This window comes from Bacillus sp. RC252, assembly GCF_044909215.1.
GTDB classification, from domain to species: domain Bacteria; phylum Bacillota; class Bacilli; order Bacillales; family Bacillaceae_G; genus Bacillus_A; species Bacillus_A mycoides.
On record NZ_JBIYDV010000002.1, the window covers coordinates 297329 to 313050 of the forward strand.

General features: G+C 35.2%; 21 protein-coding genes. 8 read left to right on the forward strand and 13 right to left on the reverse strand.

The annotated features are described in order from the left end of the window. Positions 1 to 29: 29 nt before the first annotated feature. A complete protein-coding gene (bsaA, locus tag ABH960_RS04485; RefSeq protein WP_002065095.1) occupies positions 30 to 512 on the reverse strand; it encodes a glutathione peroxidase in 483 nt (160 codons plus the stop codon). Between the two features lie 225 nt (positions 513 to 737). Between bsaA and ABH960_RS04490 the strand changes: the two genes are divergently transcribed. The 4 genes from ABH960_RS04490 (at position 738) to ABH960_RS04505 (ending at position 3090) form a co-directional block, all read left to right on the forward strand. Next, on the forward strand, positions 738 to 947 hold the full coding sequence (locus tag ABH960_RS04490; RefSeq protein ID WP_002127081.1) for a DUF3925 family protein: 210 nt from the start codon (positions 738 to 740) through the stop codon (positions 945 to 947). A gap of 96 nt (positions 948 to 1043) precedes the next feature. Continuing rightward, positions 1044 to 2015, forward strand: a complete 972-nt coding sequence (locus tag ABH960_RS04495; protein ID WP_404443098.1) for an MBL fold metallo-hydrolase — start codon at positions 1044 to 1046, stop codon at positions 2013 to 2015. An 86-nt stretch (positions 2016 to 2101) separates the two neighbouring features. After that, positions 2102 to 2536, forward strand: coding sequence for a hypothetical protein (locus ABH960_RS04500; RefSeq protein WP_404443101.1), 435 nt, complete (start codon positions 2102 to 2104; stop codon positions 2534 to 2536). Positions 2537 to 2847: 311 nt separating this feature from the next. Beyond that, entirely contained in the window at positions 2848 to 3090 is a 243-nt protein-coding gene (locus ABH960_RS04505) for a hypothetical protein (protein ID WP_404443104.1), read from the forward strand. A 54-nt stretch (positions 3091 to 3144) separates the two neighbouring features. On the opposite strand, the gene ABH960_RS04510 is transcribed toward ABH960_RS04505, so the two are convergent. Then, a complete protein-coding gene (locus ABH960_RS04510; protein WP_002127077.1) occupies positions 3145 to 3825 on the reverse strand; it encodes a DUF3600 domain-containing protein in 681 nt (226 codons plus the stop codon). Continuing rightward, positions 3822 to 4400 carry a sigma-70 family RNA polymerase sigma factor gene (locus ABH960_RS04515; protein WP_002165914.1) on the reverse strand — a complete coding sequence of 193 codons (579 nt, stop codon included), beginning with the start codon at positions 4398 to 4400 and terminating at the stop codon, positions 3822 to 3824. The genes ABH960_RS04510 and ABH960_RS04515 overlap by 4 nt, the downstream gene beginning before the upstream one ends. A 206-nt stretch (positions 4401 to 4606) precedes the next feature. Here ABH960_RS04515 and ABH960_RS04520 point away from each other — a divergent pair, with 206 nt between their 5' ends. Beyond that, entirely contained in the window at positions 4607 to 5593 is a 987-nt protein-coding gene (locus ABH960_RS04520; RefSeq protein WP_404443109.1) for a quinone oxidoreductase family protein, read from the forward strand. Between the two features lie 29 nt (positions 5594 to 5622). Then, entirely contained in the window at positions 5623 to 6261 is a 639-nt protein-coding gene (locus ABH960_RS04525; protein WP_002135913.1) for a zinc dependent phospholipase C family protein, read from the forward strand. A 44-nt stretch (positions 6262 to 6305) separates the two neighbouring features. Here the strand turns inward: ABH960_RS04525 and ABH960_RS04530 are convergent, their stop codons facing one another. From ABH960_RS04530 to ABH960_RS04555, 6 genes are all read right to left on the reverse strand, one after another. Continuing rightward, the gene (locus ABH960_RS04530) at positions 6306 to 6689 is read right to left on the reverse strand and encodes a VOC family protein (RefSeq protein ID WP_404443112.1); all 384 of its coding nucleotides are present in this window, start codon (positions 6687 to 6689) and stop codon (positions 6306 to 6308) included. 65 nt (positions 6690 to 6754) lie between these two features. Then, positions 6755 to 7549, reverse strand: a complete 795-nt coding sequence (locus ABH960_RS04535; protein ID WP_404443115.1) for a sugar phosphate isomerase/epimerase family protein — start codon at positions 7547 to 7549, stop codon at positions 6755 to 6757. A 229-nt stretch (positions 7550 to 7778) separates the two neighbouring features. Further along, a complete protein-coding gene (locus ABH960_RS04540; protein ID WP_002012513.1) occupies positions 7779 to 8948 on the reverse strand; it encodes a DEAD/DEAH box helicase in 1170 nt (389 codons plus the stop codon). A 19-nt stretch (positions 8949 to 8967) separates the two neighbouring features. Then, positions 8968 to 9495 carry a hypothetical protein gene (locus tag ABH960_RS04545; protein ID WP_002065080.1) on the reverse strand — a complete coding sequence of 176 codons (528 nt, stop codon included), beginning with the start codon at positions 9493 to 9495 and terminating at the stop codon, positions 8968 to 8970. 90 nt (positions 9496 to 9585) lie between these two features. Beyond that, entirely contained in the window at positions 9586 to 11274 is a 1689-nt protein-coding gene (locus ABH960_RS04550) for a formate--tetrahydrofolate ligase (protein ID WP_404443337.1), read from the reverse strand. Positions 11275 to 11367: 93 nt separating this feature from the next. Beyond that, positions 11368 to 12048 (reverse strand): class I SAM-dependent methyltransferase, encoded by a 681-nt coding sequence (locus ABH960_RS04555; RefSeq protein ID WP_201033057.1) that lies wholly within the window; start codon positions 12046 to 12048, stop codon positions 11368 to 11370. A gap of 359 nt (positions 12049 to 12407) precedes the next feature. Here ABH960_RS04555 and ABH960_RS04560 point away from each other — a divergent pair, with 359 nt between their 5' ends. Continuing rightward, entirely contained in the window at positions 12408 to 12746 is a 339-nt protein-coding gene (locus ABH960_RS04560; protein WP_001253195.1) for a hypothetical protein, read from the forward strand. A 30-nt stretch (positions 12747 to 12776) separates the two neighbouring features. Here the strand turns inward: ABH960_RS04560 and ABH960_RS04565 are convergent, their stop codons facing one another. From ABH960_RS04565 to ytfJ, 4 genes are all read right to left on the reverse strand, one after another. Beyond that, a complete protein-coding gene (locus tag ABH960_RS04565; protein ID WP_002012518.1) occupies positions 12777 to 12989 on the reverse strand; it encodes a hypothetical protein in 213 nt (70 codons plus the stop codon). Between the two features lie 69 nt (positions 12990 to 13058). Continuing rightward, a complete protein-coding gene (locus ABH960_RS04570; protein WP_002165916.1) occupies positions 13059 to 13379 on the reverse strand; it encodes a hypothetical protein in 321 nt (106 codons plus the stop codon). 51 nt (positions 13380 to 13430) lie between these two features. Then, positions 13431 to 14207: an oxalate:formate antiporter gene (locus tag ABH960_RS04575; protein WP_404443340.1), complete on the reverse strand. Its 777-nt coding sequence runs from the start codon at positions 14205 to 14207 to the stop codon at positions 13431 to 13433. A 160-nt stretch (positions 14208 to 14367) separates the two neighbouring features. Then, complete coding sequence (gene ytfJ / locus ABH960_RS04580) at positions 14368 to 14793, reverse strand: GerW family sporulation protein (RefSeq protein ID WP_113938551.1); 426 nt, start codon at positions 14791 to 14793, stop codon at positions 14368 to 14370. Positions 14794 to 14925: 132 nt separating this feature from the next. Between ytfJ and ABH960_RS04585 the strand changes: the two genes are divergently transcribed. Then, a complete protein-coding gene (locus tag ABH960_RS04585) occupies positions 14926 to 15711 on the forward strand; it encodes a GNAT family N-acetyltransferase (RefSeq protein ID WP_404443121.1) in 786 nt (261 codons plus the stop codon). The last annotated feature ends 11 nt before the right edge of the window (positions 15712 to 15722 follow it).

Sequence of the window (15722 nt, forward strand, 5' to 3'; positions counted from 1 at the left end):
GGCGTTTTTTAATAAAGTGAAACTCCTAATTATTCCCCAAGCACCTTCTCAATCTCAACCTCTAAATCCACCGGCTTCGTCTGCGGTGCAAAACGCCCTACTATTTTCCCGTCTTTTCCAATTAGAAACTTAGTAAAGTTCCATTTCACTGCTTTCATACCGAGTAAACCTGGTGCTTGTTCTGTCATGTATGTATAGAGGGGATGCGCTTTATCACCTTTCACATCAATCTTCGCAAACATCGGGAAGTTTACACCGTAGTTCAATTCACAAAAACTAGTAATATCAGCTTCTGTGCCTGGTTCTTGTCCCCCAAATTGATTACAAGGGAAACCGAGTATTTCTAATCCTTGGTCTTTATATTTATCATATACTTCCTGTAACCCTTTATATTGTGGTGTAAATCCACATTTACTAGCTACATTTACAATAAGAAGTGCTTTTCCTTCGTAATCTTTTAACGATTTTTCTTCTCCTGTTATTGTTTTAGCTGAAAAATCATAAACTGTCATTGTTCCTACCCCTCTCTTCACTATCATTCTATGTTTATACTATACTACATTCGTGAATATACAGCTCTTATTACGTACTCACATACCGGAATGATAGCGCTTTATTTTCGTTCGAAAATTCGACACAATATACTAGACTTTTATGATGGAAAGTTTTACAATTAATTTGTGAACAAAATGTGACCGTTTATATTTCCATTATAATAGAAAAGGATGGTGTTCATTATGAAAACTGCACAACATGAAACGATTTCAAATCGCGAGTTTTATTTCGTACTATATATGATGTTATTGTATGTTATTGGCTGGGTAATCGATGTAAATGGTTTATTTTTAAGCTCCTACTTTAATTTAGCAGGAGAAATTATGCTTCCGATCGTTGGCGGCATTGTTGGACTGTTCGTTATGTCTATCAATAAAGAACAAACGAAATAACTACATTACAAAAGGGCAGAAGACGAGCTTTCGTTTTCTGTCTTTTTCTATTTTTAGCGTATAATAGATACATACCGTATATAAGGAGTGGTAAGTATGAAAAAAGTAGAACAACTATCTTCTCATCTATATCTTATTGATGATTATGACTTACAACATGATGAACGCACAGGTACATACGTTTTATTAGGTGACGATATTACTTTAATTGAAACTTGTGCGGCCCCTTCTCTTCCCTATATTTTAGACGGCTTACAGCAATTACATATTAATTTAAATGATGTAAAAAACATTATCGTTACACATGTTCATTTAGATCACGCAGGCGCAGCAGGGTTAATGATGGAAAAGTGCCCAAATGCTACTCTATTTGTGCATCCGCGCGGGGCTCGTCATATGATTGATCCAACAAAACTAATTCTTGGCGCAAAAGCTGTGTACAAAGAAGATTTTGATAAACTTTTTGATCCAATTCTTCCAATTGAAGAAGAACGTGTTCATATTGTACAAAATGGTGATACATTAAAAATTGCAGAAGACCGTACACTCACATTTTATGATACACCGGGACATGCGAAGCACCATATTAGCATTCACGATTCATTAACAAACGGCATTTTTACTGGCGATACAATAGGAATTTATTATAGAGAACTCGCAGACCTTGATGTAGAACTATATCTACCATCAACGTCTCCTTCACAATTCCAGCCAGATGCGATGATTGCTTCTAAAAATCATATTCAAAGTATGAATGTAGATACTATTTATTTCCGTCATTACGGCGCATCATCCAATGTTACAGAAGTATATAACCAACTTGAACATTGGTTACCTATTTTCGTTGGTACTGGTAAAGAAGTCTTTGAAAAGTATAATGATTTCGATGAAGCGACTAAAGCTTTACAAACTTTATTAATGGATAAAATCTCTTCTCATCTTACAAAGTTAAACGTTCCATCAAATCATTCCGTTTATAACATTTTACATCTAGATATAGAAATTAGTGCAATGGGCATTATTGATTATTTCACGAAGCAAGAGAAATCCAAATCCACTATCAACTAACAGTAAAAGAAGAGATATATAACAGTAGTTATTGTATATCTCTTCTTTTTTTGAATATATTTTTTAATAAAGGATGGTGGAATGGAATGCAAAAATTGATACTTTACCTCTGCTTTACATTATTTATCATCTTATTATTATTTGTAGGAGTAAAAATTCAATTTTATTTAGAAACAGACGCGCAAGTGAACTTTAACTTTTATCCAAGGTTATTCTACTTTATACTCTTCCCTCTTTTATTCGGCATTTTATTACGATTCCTACAATCCATTAATCGCGAAACGAGCAAACAAAACTGGAGCTTTCAGCCGGATAAATTTATCGCTATTACGTTGCCAACACTATTCATTTCCTTTTCTCCAGCCCTACTCTTTTCACCAGTTGGCAAATACCTACCTTATTTAACTAATATTATTCTTGTGAATACAACTTTCGTTACCATTATTAGTTTAATAGCTGGTTACTCACTTTTAGATTGTTTGATACAAAAAGACAAGGAGAATAGTAAGGAATATAACTAAGTGATTTCCCACTTTCACTTTATTAATCAAATCAAGATAATTCTGCCCCTAACTTGTATGCAAAAGAACCTAATGTTCAATTTTTAAGTGTCGTTGGTTATGGTGGTTTATTTATAAGTGCAATACTCCTTGTAAGAGTTGCTATACATGTGGTAAGGAAATTTAAGTAATAACAAAACGAGTATGAAATCGCATAGATTTTATACTCGTTTTTTATTGTTCATATATTTAATTGGTAATAGGAAATTTATGTTAAACTAAAGAAAGTCGCGTACTAAATCAAAATACATTTCAAACAAGGGAGACTTATTATGAAATTAGGGACTTTCTCGTTTCTAACGTTTATCATAAGTATATGTTCTTTCTTTATTTTAAGAGGACCTAATGCAAATTTAACATTAATTATTGTGCTTCTAAGTATTCTTTCATTACTCGGTATTATTTTTGCGATCGCATCAAAGAATTGGCTATTTAAAATAGTTGGTACGACATTAAATGGAGTCATACTAATATTTGTATATTTCTTATTGCTAGCAAAAGGAATAGGTGGTTAATATATTTACGTTTCAATAAGAAAAGCTCACAGCTTAAGCTATGAGCTTTTTTACTTATCTCACCTTTTCATCTACATACTCCATAAACTGTTCTGCTTTAATAAATCTTTCTTTATACGCTTCAGGTACTTCTTCTACTGTTATCCCACCACTCGATTTCGCTTTTACTAATACAGTTTGATATGACATTAACGCTTCCATATATTGTTCATACTCTTCTGAAGTTAATACTTCTTTACTAGATTTATGGCCATTTAATTTATCAAAATACGGCTGAAGTTCCATTTCTACCTTTTTCATTTCCTCTTTTTTAGCTGGTGATAATTGATCATAATCAATATTACCGTTCGAATCCCCGTACTCAAGCTTTGCATTCGTTAATTTCTTTAGTTCTTTTGTAAACTCTTCATATTCCTTCGCACCCATTTCGTCTTTCGCTTGTGATAACTTTGCATTAAAACGCATGTATCCTTCTAATGTTATAGCTCCGGCATGTTTTTTTAAGTTCTCAAAAGATCCGTATATACCATCCGCCATAATAGATTGGTAAGCAAAACCAGTCGTTGGGATTAAAAATGCGGCTGCAAGCACTCCTGCGATAAGGCGCTTCTTCCTTTTACTTCCCCCGCTCTTCATTTTTATTTGAACAATTACTTTTTCTTTTAACTCCGGCGGGGCAATAATCCCCTTCGCTTCTTCTTGTATAGATTCTCTAACTCTACAATCTAAGCTCATTTCACATTCCCTACCTCTCCTAAAAAGATTTCTTCTACTTGCTCTTTTTGACGTAGTTTCTTTAATGCCGCATGAATTCTAGACTTCACTGTACCGATTGGAATATGTAATATTTGTGCTACTTCTTCTTGAGAGTAATCGTGTAAGTATCTTAAGATAATAACTTGTTTCAATTTATACGGTAACTTATGAATGAGTTCGATTAATTTTTGATTTGATATTTTACTTACAACATCGCTAGAAAAATCAATTTGTACTGGTTTTCTTTGCTCTTCTGCTTTTTTTACAATTCGTAGTCGCATCCACCTCTTTCTTCTATAAGAATGAATTTGTTTAATCGCAAGTCCAATTAGCCAAGGTCTAAATGGCTTCTCGCTATCATATTTACGAAGCGATTCATATAGCTGTATGTATATTTCTTGAACGACATCATCTACATCTGCTTTGTCTTCTATTAAAAAATGTGCTGTCTTATATATTTCTTGAATCGTTTTATCATACAATTCGCTATATGCTTCTTTATTGCCTGATAAAGTTAATTGGATTAAATCTGAATACACTGTTTCACCCTTCATGTACCATCCCTCCTTTGTCCTACACTATATATTGGCAAGAAAACGATATTTCGTTCGATTTCTTTCAAAGTTTTTTCAAATAAATTAATATAATGATGCAATGACTTCATAAGCTTCACTTATAACCCTGCATAACAATTATATAATTTTCCAATTTCTAATAAAGATTTAAAATAATATATATATTCAAATTTAGGAGGATGTATATGAAAGCTATCGTTGTAACTTCGTTCGGTGGTCCTGAAGTGATGAAATATACAGATGTGGAGATGCCGGCTATTTCAGACAATCAAGTTTTAATTCGTGTTGTTGCTACTAGTGTTAATTTCGCCGATATTAAATCACGCTATGGCAAAAAAGGAAACAAAGCATTACCTTTTATTCCGGGTATAGATGTAGCTGGTATTGTAGAACACGTAGGTTCTCAAGTGAAAAATATTCATTCTGGACAACGTGTCATCGCTTTCCCTCAAAACGGATCTTACGCAGAATACGTTGTCGCAAACGAAAATCTTACTTTCGTTTTACCTGATGAAGTCGATTTTCAAGCTGCAGCTGCCTGCCCTATCGTATCTTTTACAAGCTACAATTTACTTGCAAATGTTGCAAGACTACAAAAAGATGAAACAGTTCTAATCCATGCAGCTGCTGGTGGAATTGGTACTACAGCGATTCCACTTGCAAAACTATTAGGGGCTAAAAAAGTTATCGGTACTGTTGGAAATGAAGCAAAAAGAAAAATTGCTTTAGATGCTGGCGCTGATTATGTTATTTGTCATCAAGATGAAGATTTTGTAGAGAGGATAAATCAACTTACAGACGGAGAAGGCGTTAATATTATTTTAGATTCTATTTCTGGTACTGTGTCCGAAAGAAGTTTAGAATGCCTTGCTTATTACGGTCGTCTCGTCCATTTCGGCAATGCTAGCGGAGAAGTTGGTAGTTTTCAAACGAAAGATTTACACGCAAGTTGCCGTTCTATACTCGGTTTCAGCTTTGGCACTACACGGAAAAAACGTCCTGAATTGCTTCAAGAAACTGCGAATCAAGTTTTCCGTTATTTACGCGATGGAAGTTTACAAATTAAAGCTACGAAATCTTTTCCTCTTCAAGATGCAGGGAAAGCACATGAATGGGTCGAAAGTAGACAAAGTACAGGGAAAGTAATACTCCACGTTCAGACAGCTCCCTAAAATGAATACATGAAATAGAGGTGTTATTCATGGGATCACGAATTATGCATATCATTATCGCGAGCGGTATTGCAGAGAAACTATCTATTCAAGATAAAACTTCTTTCTTACTTGGTGGTGTAGCTCCTGATGCTGTTCATTCAAAAAAAGAAAAAGGAACTTCACATTTTTACGCTGGTACAACGAAGAACTATACGAGAAGAATAGATTATGATTCATTTATTCATAAATACGAAGATCATCTGGATTCCCCTTATATTTTAGGTTATTATACCCACCTCATTGCCGATGATAATTGGCTAAGCGGCTTTTTTCTACCTTGGCTTAAAAACAGAATAGAAAACGACGAAACTATCGCACCTATGTACTATAACGATTTTAAATTATTGAACGCACAATTGTTGCATCATTACGATAAAGAACAGCAGCTCTTCGCCCTACTTAATCAAGAGGCTAACATTGTGAATATAGAGGAGATTTCTAGAAAGAATGTTTTAGCTTTTCGGCAATATATTTTTGAAGATATGCTATATCCTGAGCAACACTTGCACGAAAACTTACAAGTGTTTTCATTTGATCAAATCGTTGGTTATATTGAGACTGCAATTGAAAAAGGAACATTTTTTATAGAACAACTCGTTAATAAAAAATTGACTTCAAATATTTAATCCCCCTCATTATTTACGAGGGGGATTTTCACATAACTATATAATTATTTATTTTTTCCCATTACTGCAAAGTAATTCCCTTCACTATCAGCAAAGTTAAACAATTTACCAGTAGGCATAGTTACCATTTCGCCAACAGTAACATTTTTATTTGTTAGCTCTTTATATAATTGATCAAGATTTTCTGAGAAGAACATTAAGGACGGTGTACCAAGATTTAATTCTGGGCTCATTTTCGAAATAACTTCTTTATTATGTAGTATAATACTCGTTTCTGCACCCTTAGTCGGAGCGATTTCAATCCATTTCATTCCTTGCTTGTTATCTTCCTCTGCAACTACATGAAATCCTACTTTTTCCGTCCAAAAATTTACTGCCTCATCTTGATTATTTACGTATAACATAATTTGTCCAACTTTATGGATCATTTGTTTTCCCCCTAATGGTTTTTCTATGTAGGTTTCTACAAGTGCTATTGTTATTCCTTTTGAGTTTATATGTACCTCTTCACAAAATTTATCGACTGATTCATCCCGTCAAGTTCGTTAAAATAATCATTTCTTTCAATCATGTAATAACCGTAGAATCCGATTTCATCTAATGCCTTGAAGAATATATTGAAATCTACTTCACCGTTTCCTGCTGCGACTTCTATATACTTACTTGAACTATCGCTTTTCAATTCTTTACAGTCTTTAATATGCGTTTGTACTATATAATCTTTTAATAGGAATAAACTTTCTATCGGATTTTCATTTACATCACTTATTAAATTCGCTGGGTCAAAGTTAACTGCTAGTCCTTTTGAGTTTATATTTTCTAAAAATCTTTTTAACACTATTGCTTTTTCAGAACCCGTCTCAATAGCAAAGACTCCCCCTAATTTTAATGATAAATCCCCTATCTCAAAACAAGCCCTTTGCATCTTTTCATATCGCTCGCTCTTTTCAACATCTGGAATCTTTCCAATGTGAGCCGTTATTATGTTTGCTCCTAATTCTAATCCCTTATCAGCAACACGTTTCAACTGCTCTATTACACTTTCATCTTCCGCCCCTACAATTCCACTTTCTCCAAAACTAATTGCTAATGATGGGACTTTAATCCCATTAAAAGATAAGCTATCCTTTAAAGTAATCCATTCTAACTTTGAAATATTAGCTAAATTGAAATTCTCATTCATAGCATATAGTTGAATATATTCTAAATCCCATTCTCTCGCCTTTCTTATTCCTTCGTTTACTTCAATATGTTTCGTATTTAAAAACATTCCTAATTTCCTAGCCATACATGTACCTTCTTTTTATTATTTCGTATCATGTTAATATTCGACTCTTTTTATGTTACTTCCTTGTACAAACTAAACTAGAAATGCTACACCTTTATCAATATTCCCTGTAGAATCGTTAATATTTTTAAAGTTACGATAGATGAAATTTTAATAGTCGTTAATAAAATTCCATCTATTATTCCACAAAAAAAGACGTAACTACAAATAGTTACGCCTTTCTCTTTATTTATCTAGGTTTTTTCTTACCAGTAAAAGCTGGTTTCTTTTTCTTTGGTGCTGGTGGTTTCGATTCTACAAATGTTCCTTTGAACATTTCTTGTTTCGTAAACACGATACCTAATTTTTTCGCAAATTGAAGTAATTTACGCTCTTCTTGTTCTGTTACAAGAGAAACAACTGTTCCTTCTTTGCCCATACGTCCAGTACGTCCTGAGCGGTGAATATATTGGTCTACTGTGTCTGGTAACTCTAAGTGGATTACGTGTGTTAAATCATCTATATCTAATCCACGTGCTGCAATATCAGTAGCAAGTAATATTTCTAATTTCCCGCTACGGAACGCGCGCATCGTTACTTCACGCTCTTGTTTGCTTGCCTCTGCATGAAGTGCTGCTGCTTTCATTTTACGGAACTTCAGTTTTTGAGTAATTTCATCTAAACGGAATGGATCATTTAAGAAGGCGACTGCTTTTACATTTCCCATATGCATAACTCTTCTAATATAATCATTTTTTTCACGACGCTCACAAACGATATACGTATGTTCAACTAGGCTCTGTGCCTCTGAACGTGTTACACGTACTAATTGTGGTTCAACTGTCAAATCACGTGCCGCATCTTCTGCAGCTTTTGTTATTGTCGCTGAGCAGAATACTAATTGACGATCGCGCATCGTTGATTTAATTACATCAAGTACAGCACCCATCATCTTTTGTTTTACAATTTGATCAAACTCATCAAATACAATCGTTTTCACTTCATGCATCTTTAATTTTTTCATACGAATCAATTCTAAAATACGTCCTGGTGAACCGACAATAACTCTCGGATGTTTCTTTAATTTTTCAACTTGGCGCTTAATATCCGCACCACCAATTAAAGACGCACCTGAAATATCAGTTCCCGCTGTAAACTTTTGAACCTCTTCATGAATTTGCATAACAAGTTCACGAGTTGGCGCTAAAATTACAACTTGCGGTTGTTTAACTTCAGGATTAATTTTATGTAAAAGTGGTAATAAGTACGCTAATGTTTTTCCTGTTCCAGTTGGAGATTCAGCAATAACGTCTTGTCCTTCTAAAATAGTTGGAATCGCTTGTTTTTGAATTTCAGTAAATTCTTTAAAACCAGCCTTCTCCCAAGCTTGTTGTAAAAATGGTTGCATATCTTTTATCATTTGTTTTTCTCCTTTATCTCTATTTTTGAAGAAAATGTTGTATTGTTCGCACCGTTTCTATCATGTGTGAAATAACAGCTATTAAATCATCAACATGGTCTTCTGTAATCGATTTTTGAAATAGAACCTCTACCTTATTATGATATGAAATCGCTTGCTTATTATATTCGTATGAAATTTTTTGCGTAATCATTCGCTCTTTTCCCCATATAGAATGCAATAAAGTTTCAATTTCTTCGCATCCTATCTCTGGTTGCTCCATTTCGAACGAAAATTCCAGCTTCATTTCACAACCTGGTATAAACTGAGGTACTTCTAATATTTCACCTGATAAATTCTTTGCATCAACAGATAGTGAAAATGTCGCCTCTACCATCGTTTTAAATGTTTCTGTTAGTTGAAATGAAATACTATACATACGACTTAATGAAGCAAGGTCCATCACATCTTTTCGATCCGTTACGAGAATATCACCGTGTAAATCGAAATCATAGACAGCTCCTTCCACAATTACCTTTAAATTTTCAAAAGCAGTTGGATCAAACATAATTTCCTCCAAAAAACAGGCGCCTTTCGATGGAAAGGCGCCACTTGATGTATATATAGTTTACAGATAAACGAGATGAATTACAACCTTTTAGAATAAACCTACTGCTTTTCCATCTTCATTTACATCCATTTGTAGTGCTGCTGGTTGTTTAGGAAGGCCTGGCATTGTTAACATTGTTCCTGTTAACGCAACGATAAACCCTGCACCGATAGATGGTTTTAATTCACGAATTGTAACGATAAAGTCAGATGGGCGACCTAATTTTGTTGCATCATCCGAAAGAGAGTATTGTGTTTTTGCCATACAAATCGGTAGGTTACTCCAGCCTTCTCCCTCATATTGAGCTAATTGCTTACGTGCTTTCGGAGCAAATTCAATATCTTTTGCGCCGTACACTTTTTGAGCAATTGTACGGATTTTTTCTTCTAATGGTAATTCTAATTCATAAAGTGGTGCGTAGTTGTTTTCACCTTTTTCAATTTCTTTTAACACTTTCTCAGCAAGGTCAACTCCGCCTTGGCCACCTTTCTCCCAAACTTCCGTTAAGGATACTGCATAGCCACGCTCATTGCACCATTCTTGTAAGTATGCAACTTCTGCATCTGTATCAGTAATGAATTTGTTAATGGCAATTACGAAAGGAACACCGAAGCTTTGAATTGTTTCAACATGCTTCTGTAAGTTCTCCATACCTTTTGCTAACGCATCTACATTTTCTTCTTTTAATTGATCTCTCGCCACACCACCGTGCATTTTAAGCGCACGAATAGTCGCAACAATAACTACCGCTTCTGGTTTAATACCAGCTGCACGTGCTTTAATATCTAAAAACTTCTCGGCACCTAAATCTGCACCGAATCCAGCTTCTGTAATAACATAATCACCTAATTTTGCTGCCATTGTCGTAGCGATAACACTGTTACAACCGTGAGCGATATTCGCAAATGGTCCGCCATGAATGATAGCTGGTGTATTTTCTAATGTTTGTACTAAGTTCGGTTTTAATGCATCTTTTAATAGAAGCGTTAACGCACCTTCTACGCCTAAATCTTTAACTGTTACAGGTTGATTTGAAAAATTATAAGCGACAACAATGTGAGATAGACGAGCTTTTAAATCTTGAATATCTGTTGCAAGGCAGAATACGGCCATAATTTCAGATGCTACTGTAATATCAAAACCGTCTTCACGCGGTACGCCTTGAACCGGTCCACCAAGGCCAATTACTACGTTACGAAGGGCACGATCATTTAAGTCAACACAGCGTTTCCAAACGATTTTACGCGTATCAATTCCAAGTGTGTTTCCTTGTTGGATATGATTATCAATGAACGCCGCTAATGCGTTATTGGCAGTTGTAATCGCATGAATATCTCCAGTAAAGTGAAGGTTAATATCTTCCATTGGTACTACTTGAGAATAACCGCCACCTGCTGCTCCGCCTTTTAATCCCATTGTTGGTCCAAGAGATGGTTCGCGAAGTGCAATTACTGTTTTCTTACCAATTTTATTAAAAGCTTGACCTAAACCAACTGTTACTGTTGATTTACCTTCTCCTGCTGGAGTTGGGTTAACTGCTGTTACTAAAACAACTTTACCGTCTTTCTCACCTTGTAAACGCTTAAAAATATCAAGAGATAACTTGCCTTTATAGTGTCCGTATGGCTCTAGTTCTTCTTCTAAAATATTTAAATCAGCTGCAATTTCTTGAATCTTCTTCATACTTGCTTCTTGTGCGATTTCAATATCAGATTTAACTGTTGTAGTAGTTGTCATGTACCCTAGTCCCCCTTTAATTGATTCTGATGATATTGTATCAGTTTTTTGTATTTTCTGCACTTATTTACCTCCTAAAATCCTTCAATTTTGTCATACGTTTTTTAACATAAATACCCATAAAAATGTTAACGCTTGTTGTAACTCTGTAGGTAGCTGACCTAACATCTTCTCATTTACTCCGCGCTTATATACGCCGGTACCATCTACAACTTCAAATCCTTGTTCTTTTGCTAACTGTTCAAATTCCCAAGGCATCATCGTATTGCAAACAACGTCTTTGCCATATAGGCGCGGATAACTGTTCTCTCTCGGTTTTGCTGTCGGTCCTAAAATTGCAATACATGCGTATCCATCTTTCTTTAAAACACGCTTTATTTCATTTAATGCTCGCAACGGCTCCTCGGTCCATTCTAAAGAATTAATTGCCATAATTGCTTCAAATTTCTCATTTTCAAATGGTAATGAAGAAAGATCACCTTTTATAAAAGATAAGTTTGGGCCTTCTCCGCGCTCCTTACCCTTTTGAATCATAACTTCCGATAAGTCCACCCCAACCGCTTTGTACCCAGTAAGACTTAATTTATATGTACCATACCCATCACCACAGCCAACATCTAACACTTGTACTTCCTTTTCCACGTACTGCTCAAAAAATGGAATGATTGTACTCCTGCTCCCGCTATCCCACATTTCTTGACTATTTTGATTCCAAAACTCTGCATTGTTATCCCATTTTTTCTCTGCCGATTCATGCCAATTAAACTTCGCCATACACTCCCCTACCTTCACGTATTATCATTCATTTCATTCTACATCATGTTCCAAAATCCCTGTTTATCTTCATAAGGAGATAAAGTGAAACTTTAATCAGTGGGGGTGTTTGTTCGTCCGCCACTGATTATTATTTGAACCAATCGGGCTTTTACGGGCAGCCCGACTCCCATCTAACTTCTTTGCTCCAGCCGAATTTTGAGGTGGGGGTCTTACTGCACGGCAAATAGCGGGATAAACAGGATAACAACGGAATCTATTTTCTCCAATTTTTGCTTTACTTGGGTTTAACTCATACTCATGTTCTGCTTCTTATGAAAGATACTATAGATACACCCAATTGAAAGAGAGGGATGTACATGCGAAGAAAGAGAAATCATCATTTTAAAAGTGGTGAAAAAAACGAAGAGTATGCAGCTGAAATATCTCCAGCTGGCATTCCGATTAGACATGAGCGCAAAGAAATTGCAAATGAAATAGAAGGTACAAACACCGGTGCAATGATAGGCTATGTCGCATTATTTCTTTCGTTATTCTCCATTGCTTTTTATCCTGTTACACTCGGCTCCCTTGCTATTTTAGTTGGCTTGTTAGCTGTCAATTTTGGGGCGAGAACACTTGGATATACCGCAATTGGTTTTGGCAGTTTTTCTGTTTTATTCACTTTACTATATCCGCTTGCTTTATCAGCATTTTAAAAAAAACACACCAAGTTATACTTGGTGTGTTCATTCATGATACAACATGATATGACCGCATCCACAACAATGCTTCGCTGTAATTTCTTGAAAAACCGGATAATTTTCTTCATCCCTATGCTCAATAAACACCTTTTCAAATCGGTACATGTTTGGCGCATATGCCCAATCTTGTTTCGTACGTGCATATAATGTTGAAGAAAAAAACTCCTCACCACCACAAACGATACATCCCTTCTTCATCAATACCCCTCCTATGCTTGTCTTACTTCATCTATATGAACATAAGCATAAAAAAAAGACCTTCTATTACTAGAAAGTCTTCTCTGAAACAAAAAGAAATGTACCGAATATACCTACTCCGCTATATTCTTTCATAACACCAGCTTCTGTTTTATACGTTTGCTTTACAGTCATAAAGAAAACACCATTTCGTGCATCAATACTTTCAAACTGTAATTTCTCTTTTTTTTCATCTACATTTTGCGTGCATTCAAAGCTACTCTCGTCACATTTTAATGCATACTTATCCTCTAAATACAATTTAAAATCTGATTCTTTCGGACAAGTTATAAGTAATATTGCCACGAGAATAATACTTACAATACCCACAATTGTATAATATTTCTTCATTTGTTCTCCTTTCAAAAGACAAGAAAACTTGACTTCATGCGCCAAGTTTTCTTAGTCTACAACCCATTGCCACTCTTGTTCTTTCTTATCAAAAATGAGCCAACCCGTTTCTGTTGCTTCCGCTTTCAATTCATCGATATTATCTAGTACCTCATCCGTACTTTCGAATGATCCTACTACATATACCGGAATTTCAAGACCTCTTCTCGACTCAATTTTCCCCGCTAAATCAATGTATAACCCATCTTCCATTAACGGCATAAGCCCAAGGATAACTTCCTTTGAAATTGCTGGGAAAATTTTTGATTTTTGGAAGAAAGTAAAACGTTTCTTTCCAAGCGAACCGAGTTTATATGGAATCACTTTACTCAGCATTCCTACAAAATCACCGATTCTACGGTAATACACTTTGTTGTACCAACCGTCATCATGTGAAAAATAAACGAATCTATTCTTCAACAATGGGAAGAACGTTCTTCCAAGTGGTTCTTTTTTGTGAGCCAAATATAATAATTCTGCAATTTCTTTTGGCTCTAACTCATCTAAATCGCTTGCATCATCGAAATCTACCCAACAAAATTCATCAAATTCATCAATCTCTGCTTGAATGAGTTTATGTATGTTTTCTTCCTCAACATATTCAAATAAAGTATGATAATGAAAATCTGTCCACTCAAAATTATGCTTTAAAAGCAATACTTGATGAAGCGGTGAAGGGATGTTACTTGCAAACTCTTTAAACGTAATTCCAGATGTAATAAAACAATGACCCCGACGATTACCATTAATATATATCATATTGTTTACTTGGTCAGATCCTCCAGACAAAGCACCTAGCCACCTTCGTTTTATATGTTTCAATTCTATAGCATATTTTAACATGAAAAATTTTAGAAACATAGAAAAAACTTCAAAAACTATTTACAATTTCATGTGTTTTATTACATACTGATTACAAGAAAAAACGCCTGCTTATGAGCAGGCGTTTTTAAAGGATATCATCTGGGTTTTGAGGGTGATTATTTCCCTCTTTCTTTTCTTCTTTTTGGAACATCGATTGAATTTTATCAATTGTTTGCGGAGCTAATTCAATTATTTTTTCTGCTAAATGTGTCGCATTTTGTAGATGCAGAATATTTATCCCGTCTTTATTCACGACTAGAAATGCTACTGGTGTAATAGAAACACCACCCGCGCTACCGCCACCAAATGCAGGGTTACCGTTCGCTCTTTGTCCATCATTCGTCTGGAAGTCAGATCCTCCTGCTCCAAAACCGAACGCTACTTTAGAAACCGTTAACACTACACCACCGTCAGCCGTTTGAACAGGCTCCCCAACAATCGTATTTACATCGACCATTTCCTTCAAATTTTCCATTGCTGCTCTCATTAATCCTTGAATTGGATGATCCACCGTTCATAACCTCCTTTGTCATATCTTTCCTAGTTTTTCCGAAAGTTGGTGAACTAAACATAAAATTTTATATTGATTTCAAAAAACTTAAGTTGTAATATTTAGAAAAATAAAAAAAGAGGTCGATTCGTTATGATGAGAAAATTAACAAAGAAAGATCATAAACAAGTATTTTCTTTTCTAAAAGAAGAAGCAGCCCTTAACTTATTTATTATTGGGGATTTAGAAGCTTTCGGTTATGAAACAGACTTTCAAGAATTATGGGGCGTATTTAAAGAGAATGGAACATTAAAATCCATTTTACTTCGCTTTCACGATACATTTATACCGTATAGTAAAGAAGAGTTTGTGGTTACTGACTATGAGGCACTTCTTTCCGCATATAAGCCGCTTAAACTCTCTGGCAAGTCAACTATTGTAGAAAGATTTGAAACTGCTCCAAGTGTACAACTAGGCGCCAAAAATGAAATGTATTTTTGCGAATGTCTAAATGACAGCAACTTACCTAGCACACCAATTCATGGAACAATTAAACTTGCCTCACTCGATGATATAGAACGAATTATGAAATTACGAAGTGACATCGCTGAATTCCCGGCTGCTAATGAATCAGAAAAAATGTTAAGGCAAGCTATCGAAACAAATACAGGACGTACATACTATATTGAAAAAGACGGTGCAATCATCGCATCCGCCTCTACATCCGCTGAAAATTCATTATCGGCTATGGTTGTTGGAGTCTGTACACATCCGAATCATCGCGGGAATGGATATGCTTCGCTCATATTACAGAAAATGATTCAAGACTTTACGAAAGAAGGCCGAACGCTTTGCTTATTTTATAACAATCCAGCTGCTGGACGAATTTATAAACGTTTAGGGTTTAAAGATATTGGGATGTGGACGATGTATCGATAATAAAAAGCCGA

What these genes read in the sequence shown, in the direction of transcription:
- bsaA (WP_002065095.1), bottom strand. Translation starts at nt 512, where the DNA reads ATGACAGTTTATGATTTTTCAGCTAAAACAATAACAGGAGAAGAAAAA.
- ABH960_RS04490 (WP_002127081.1), top strand. Translation starts at nt 738, where the DNA reads ATGAAAACTGCACAACATGAAACGATTTCAAATCGCGAGTTTTATTTC.
- ABH960_RS04495 (WP_404443098.1), top strand. Translation starts at nt 1,044, where the DNA reads ATGAAAAAAGTAGAACAACTATCTTCTCATCTATATCTTATTGATGAT.
- ABH960_RS04500 (WP_404443101.1), top strand. Translation starts at nt 2,102, where the DNA reads ATGCAAAAATTGATACTTTACCTCTGCTTTACATTATTTATCATCTTA.
- ABH960_RS04505 (WP_404443104.1), top strand. Translation starts at nt 2,848, where the DNA reads ATGAAATTAGGGACTTTCTCGTTTCTAACGTTTATCATAAGTATATGT.
- ABH960_RS04510 (WP_002127077.1), bottom strand. Translation starts at nt 3,825, where the DNA reads ATGAGCTTAGATTGTAGAGTTAGAGAATCTATACAAGAAGAAGCGAAG.
- ABH960_RS04515 (WP_002165914.1), bottom strand. Translation starts at nt 4,400, where the DNA reads ATGAAGGGTGAAACAGTGTATTCAGATTTAATCCAATTAACTTTATCA.
- ABH960_RS04520 (WP_404443109.1), top strand. Translation starts at nt 4,607, where the DNA reads ATGAAAGCTATCGTTGTAACTTCGTTCGGTGGTCCTGAAGTGATGAAA.
- ABH960_RS04525 (WP_002135913.1), top strand. Translation starts at nt 5,623, where the DNA reads ATGGGATCACGAATTATGCATATCATTATCGCGAGCGGTATTGCAGAG.
- ABH960_RS04530 (WP_404443112.1), bottom strand. Translation starts at nt 6,689, where the DNA reads ATGATCCATAAAGTTGGACAAATTATGTTATACGTAAATAATCAAGAT.
- ABH960_RS04535 (WP_404443115.1), bottom strand. Translation starts at nt 7,549, where the DNA reads ATGGCTAGGAAATTAGGAATGTTTTTAAATACGAAACATATTGAAGTA.
- ABH960_RS04540 (WP_002012513.1), bottom strand. Translation starts at nt 8,948, where the DNA reads ATGATAAAAGATATGCAACCATTTTTACAACAAGCTTGGGAGAAGGCT.
- ABH960_RS04545 (WP_002065080.1), bottom strand. Translation starts at nt 9,495, where the DNA reads ATGTTTGATCCAACTGCTTTTGAAAATTTAAAGGTAATTGTGGAAGGA.
- ABH960_RS04550 (WP_404443337.1), bottom strand. Translation starts at nt 11,274, where the DNA reads ATGACAACTACTACAACAGTTAAATCTGATATTGAAATCGCACAAGAA.
- ABH960_RS04555 (WP_201033057.1), bottom strand. Translation starts at nt 12,048, where the DNA reads ATGGCGAAGTTTAATTGGCATGAATCGGCAGAGAAAAAATGGGATAAC.
- ABH960_RS04560 (WP_001253195.1), top strand. Translation starts at nt 12,408, where the DNA reads ATGCGAAGAAAGAGAAATCATCATTTTAAAAGTGGTGAAAAAAACGAA.
- ABH960_RS04565 (WP_002012518.1), bottom strand. Translation starts at nt 12,989, where the DNA reads ATGAAGAAGGGATGTATCGTTTGTGGTGGTGAGGAGTTTTTTTCTTCA.
- ABH960_RS04570 (WP_002165916.1), bottom strand. Translation starts at nt 13,379, where the DNA reads ATGAAGAAATATTATACAATTGTGGGTATTGTAAGTATTATTCTCGTG.
- ABH960_RS04585 (WP_404443121.1), top strand. Translation starts at nt 14,926, where the DNA reads ATGATGAGAAAATTAACAAAGAAAGATCATAAACAAGTATTTTCTTTT.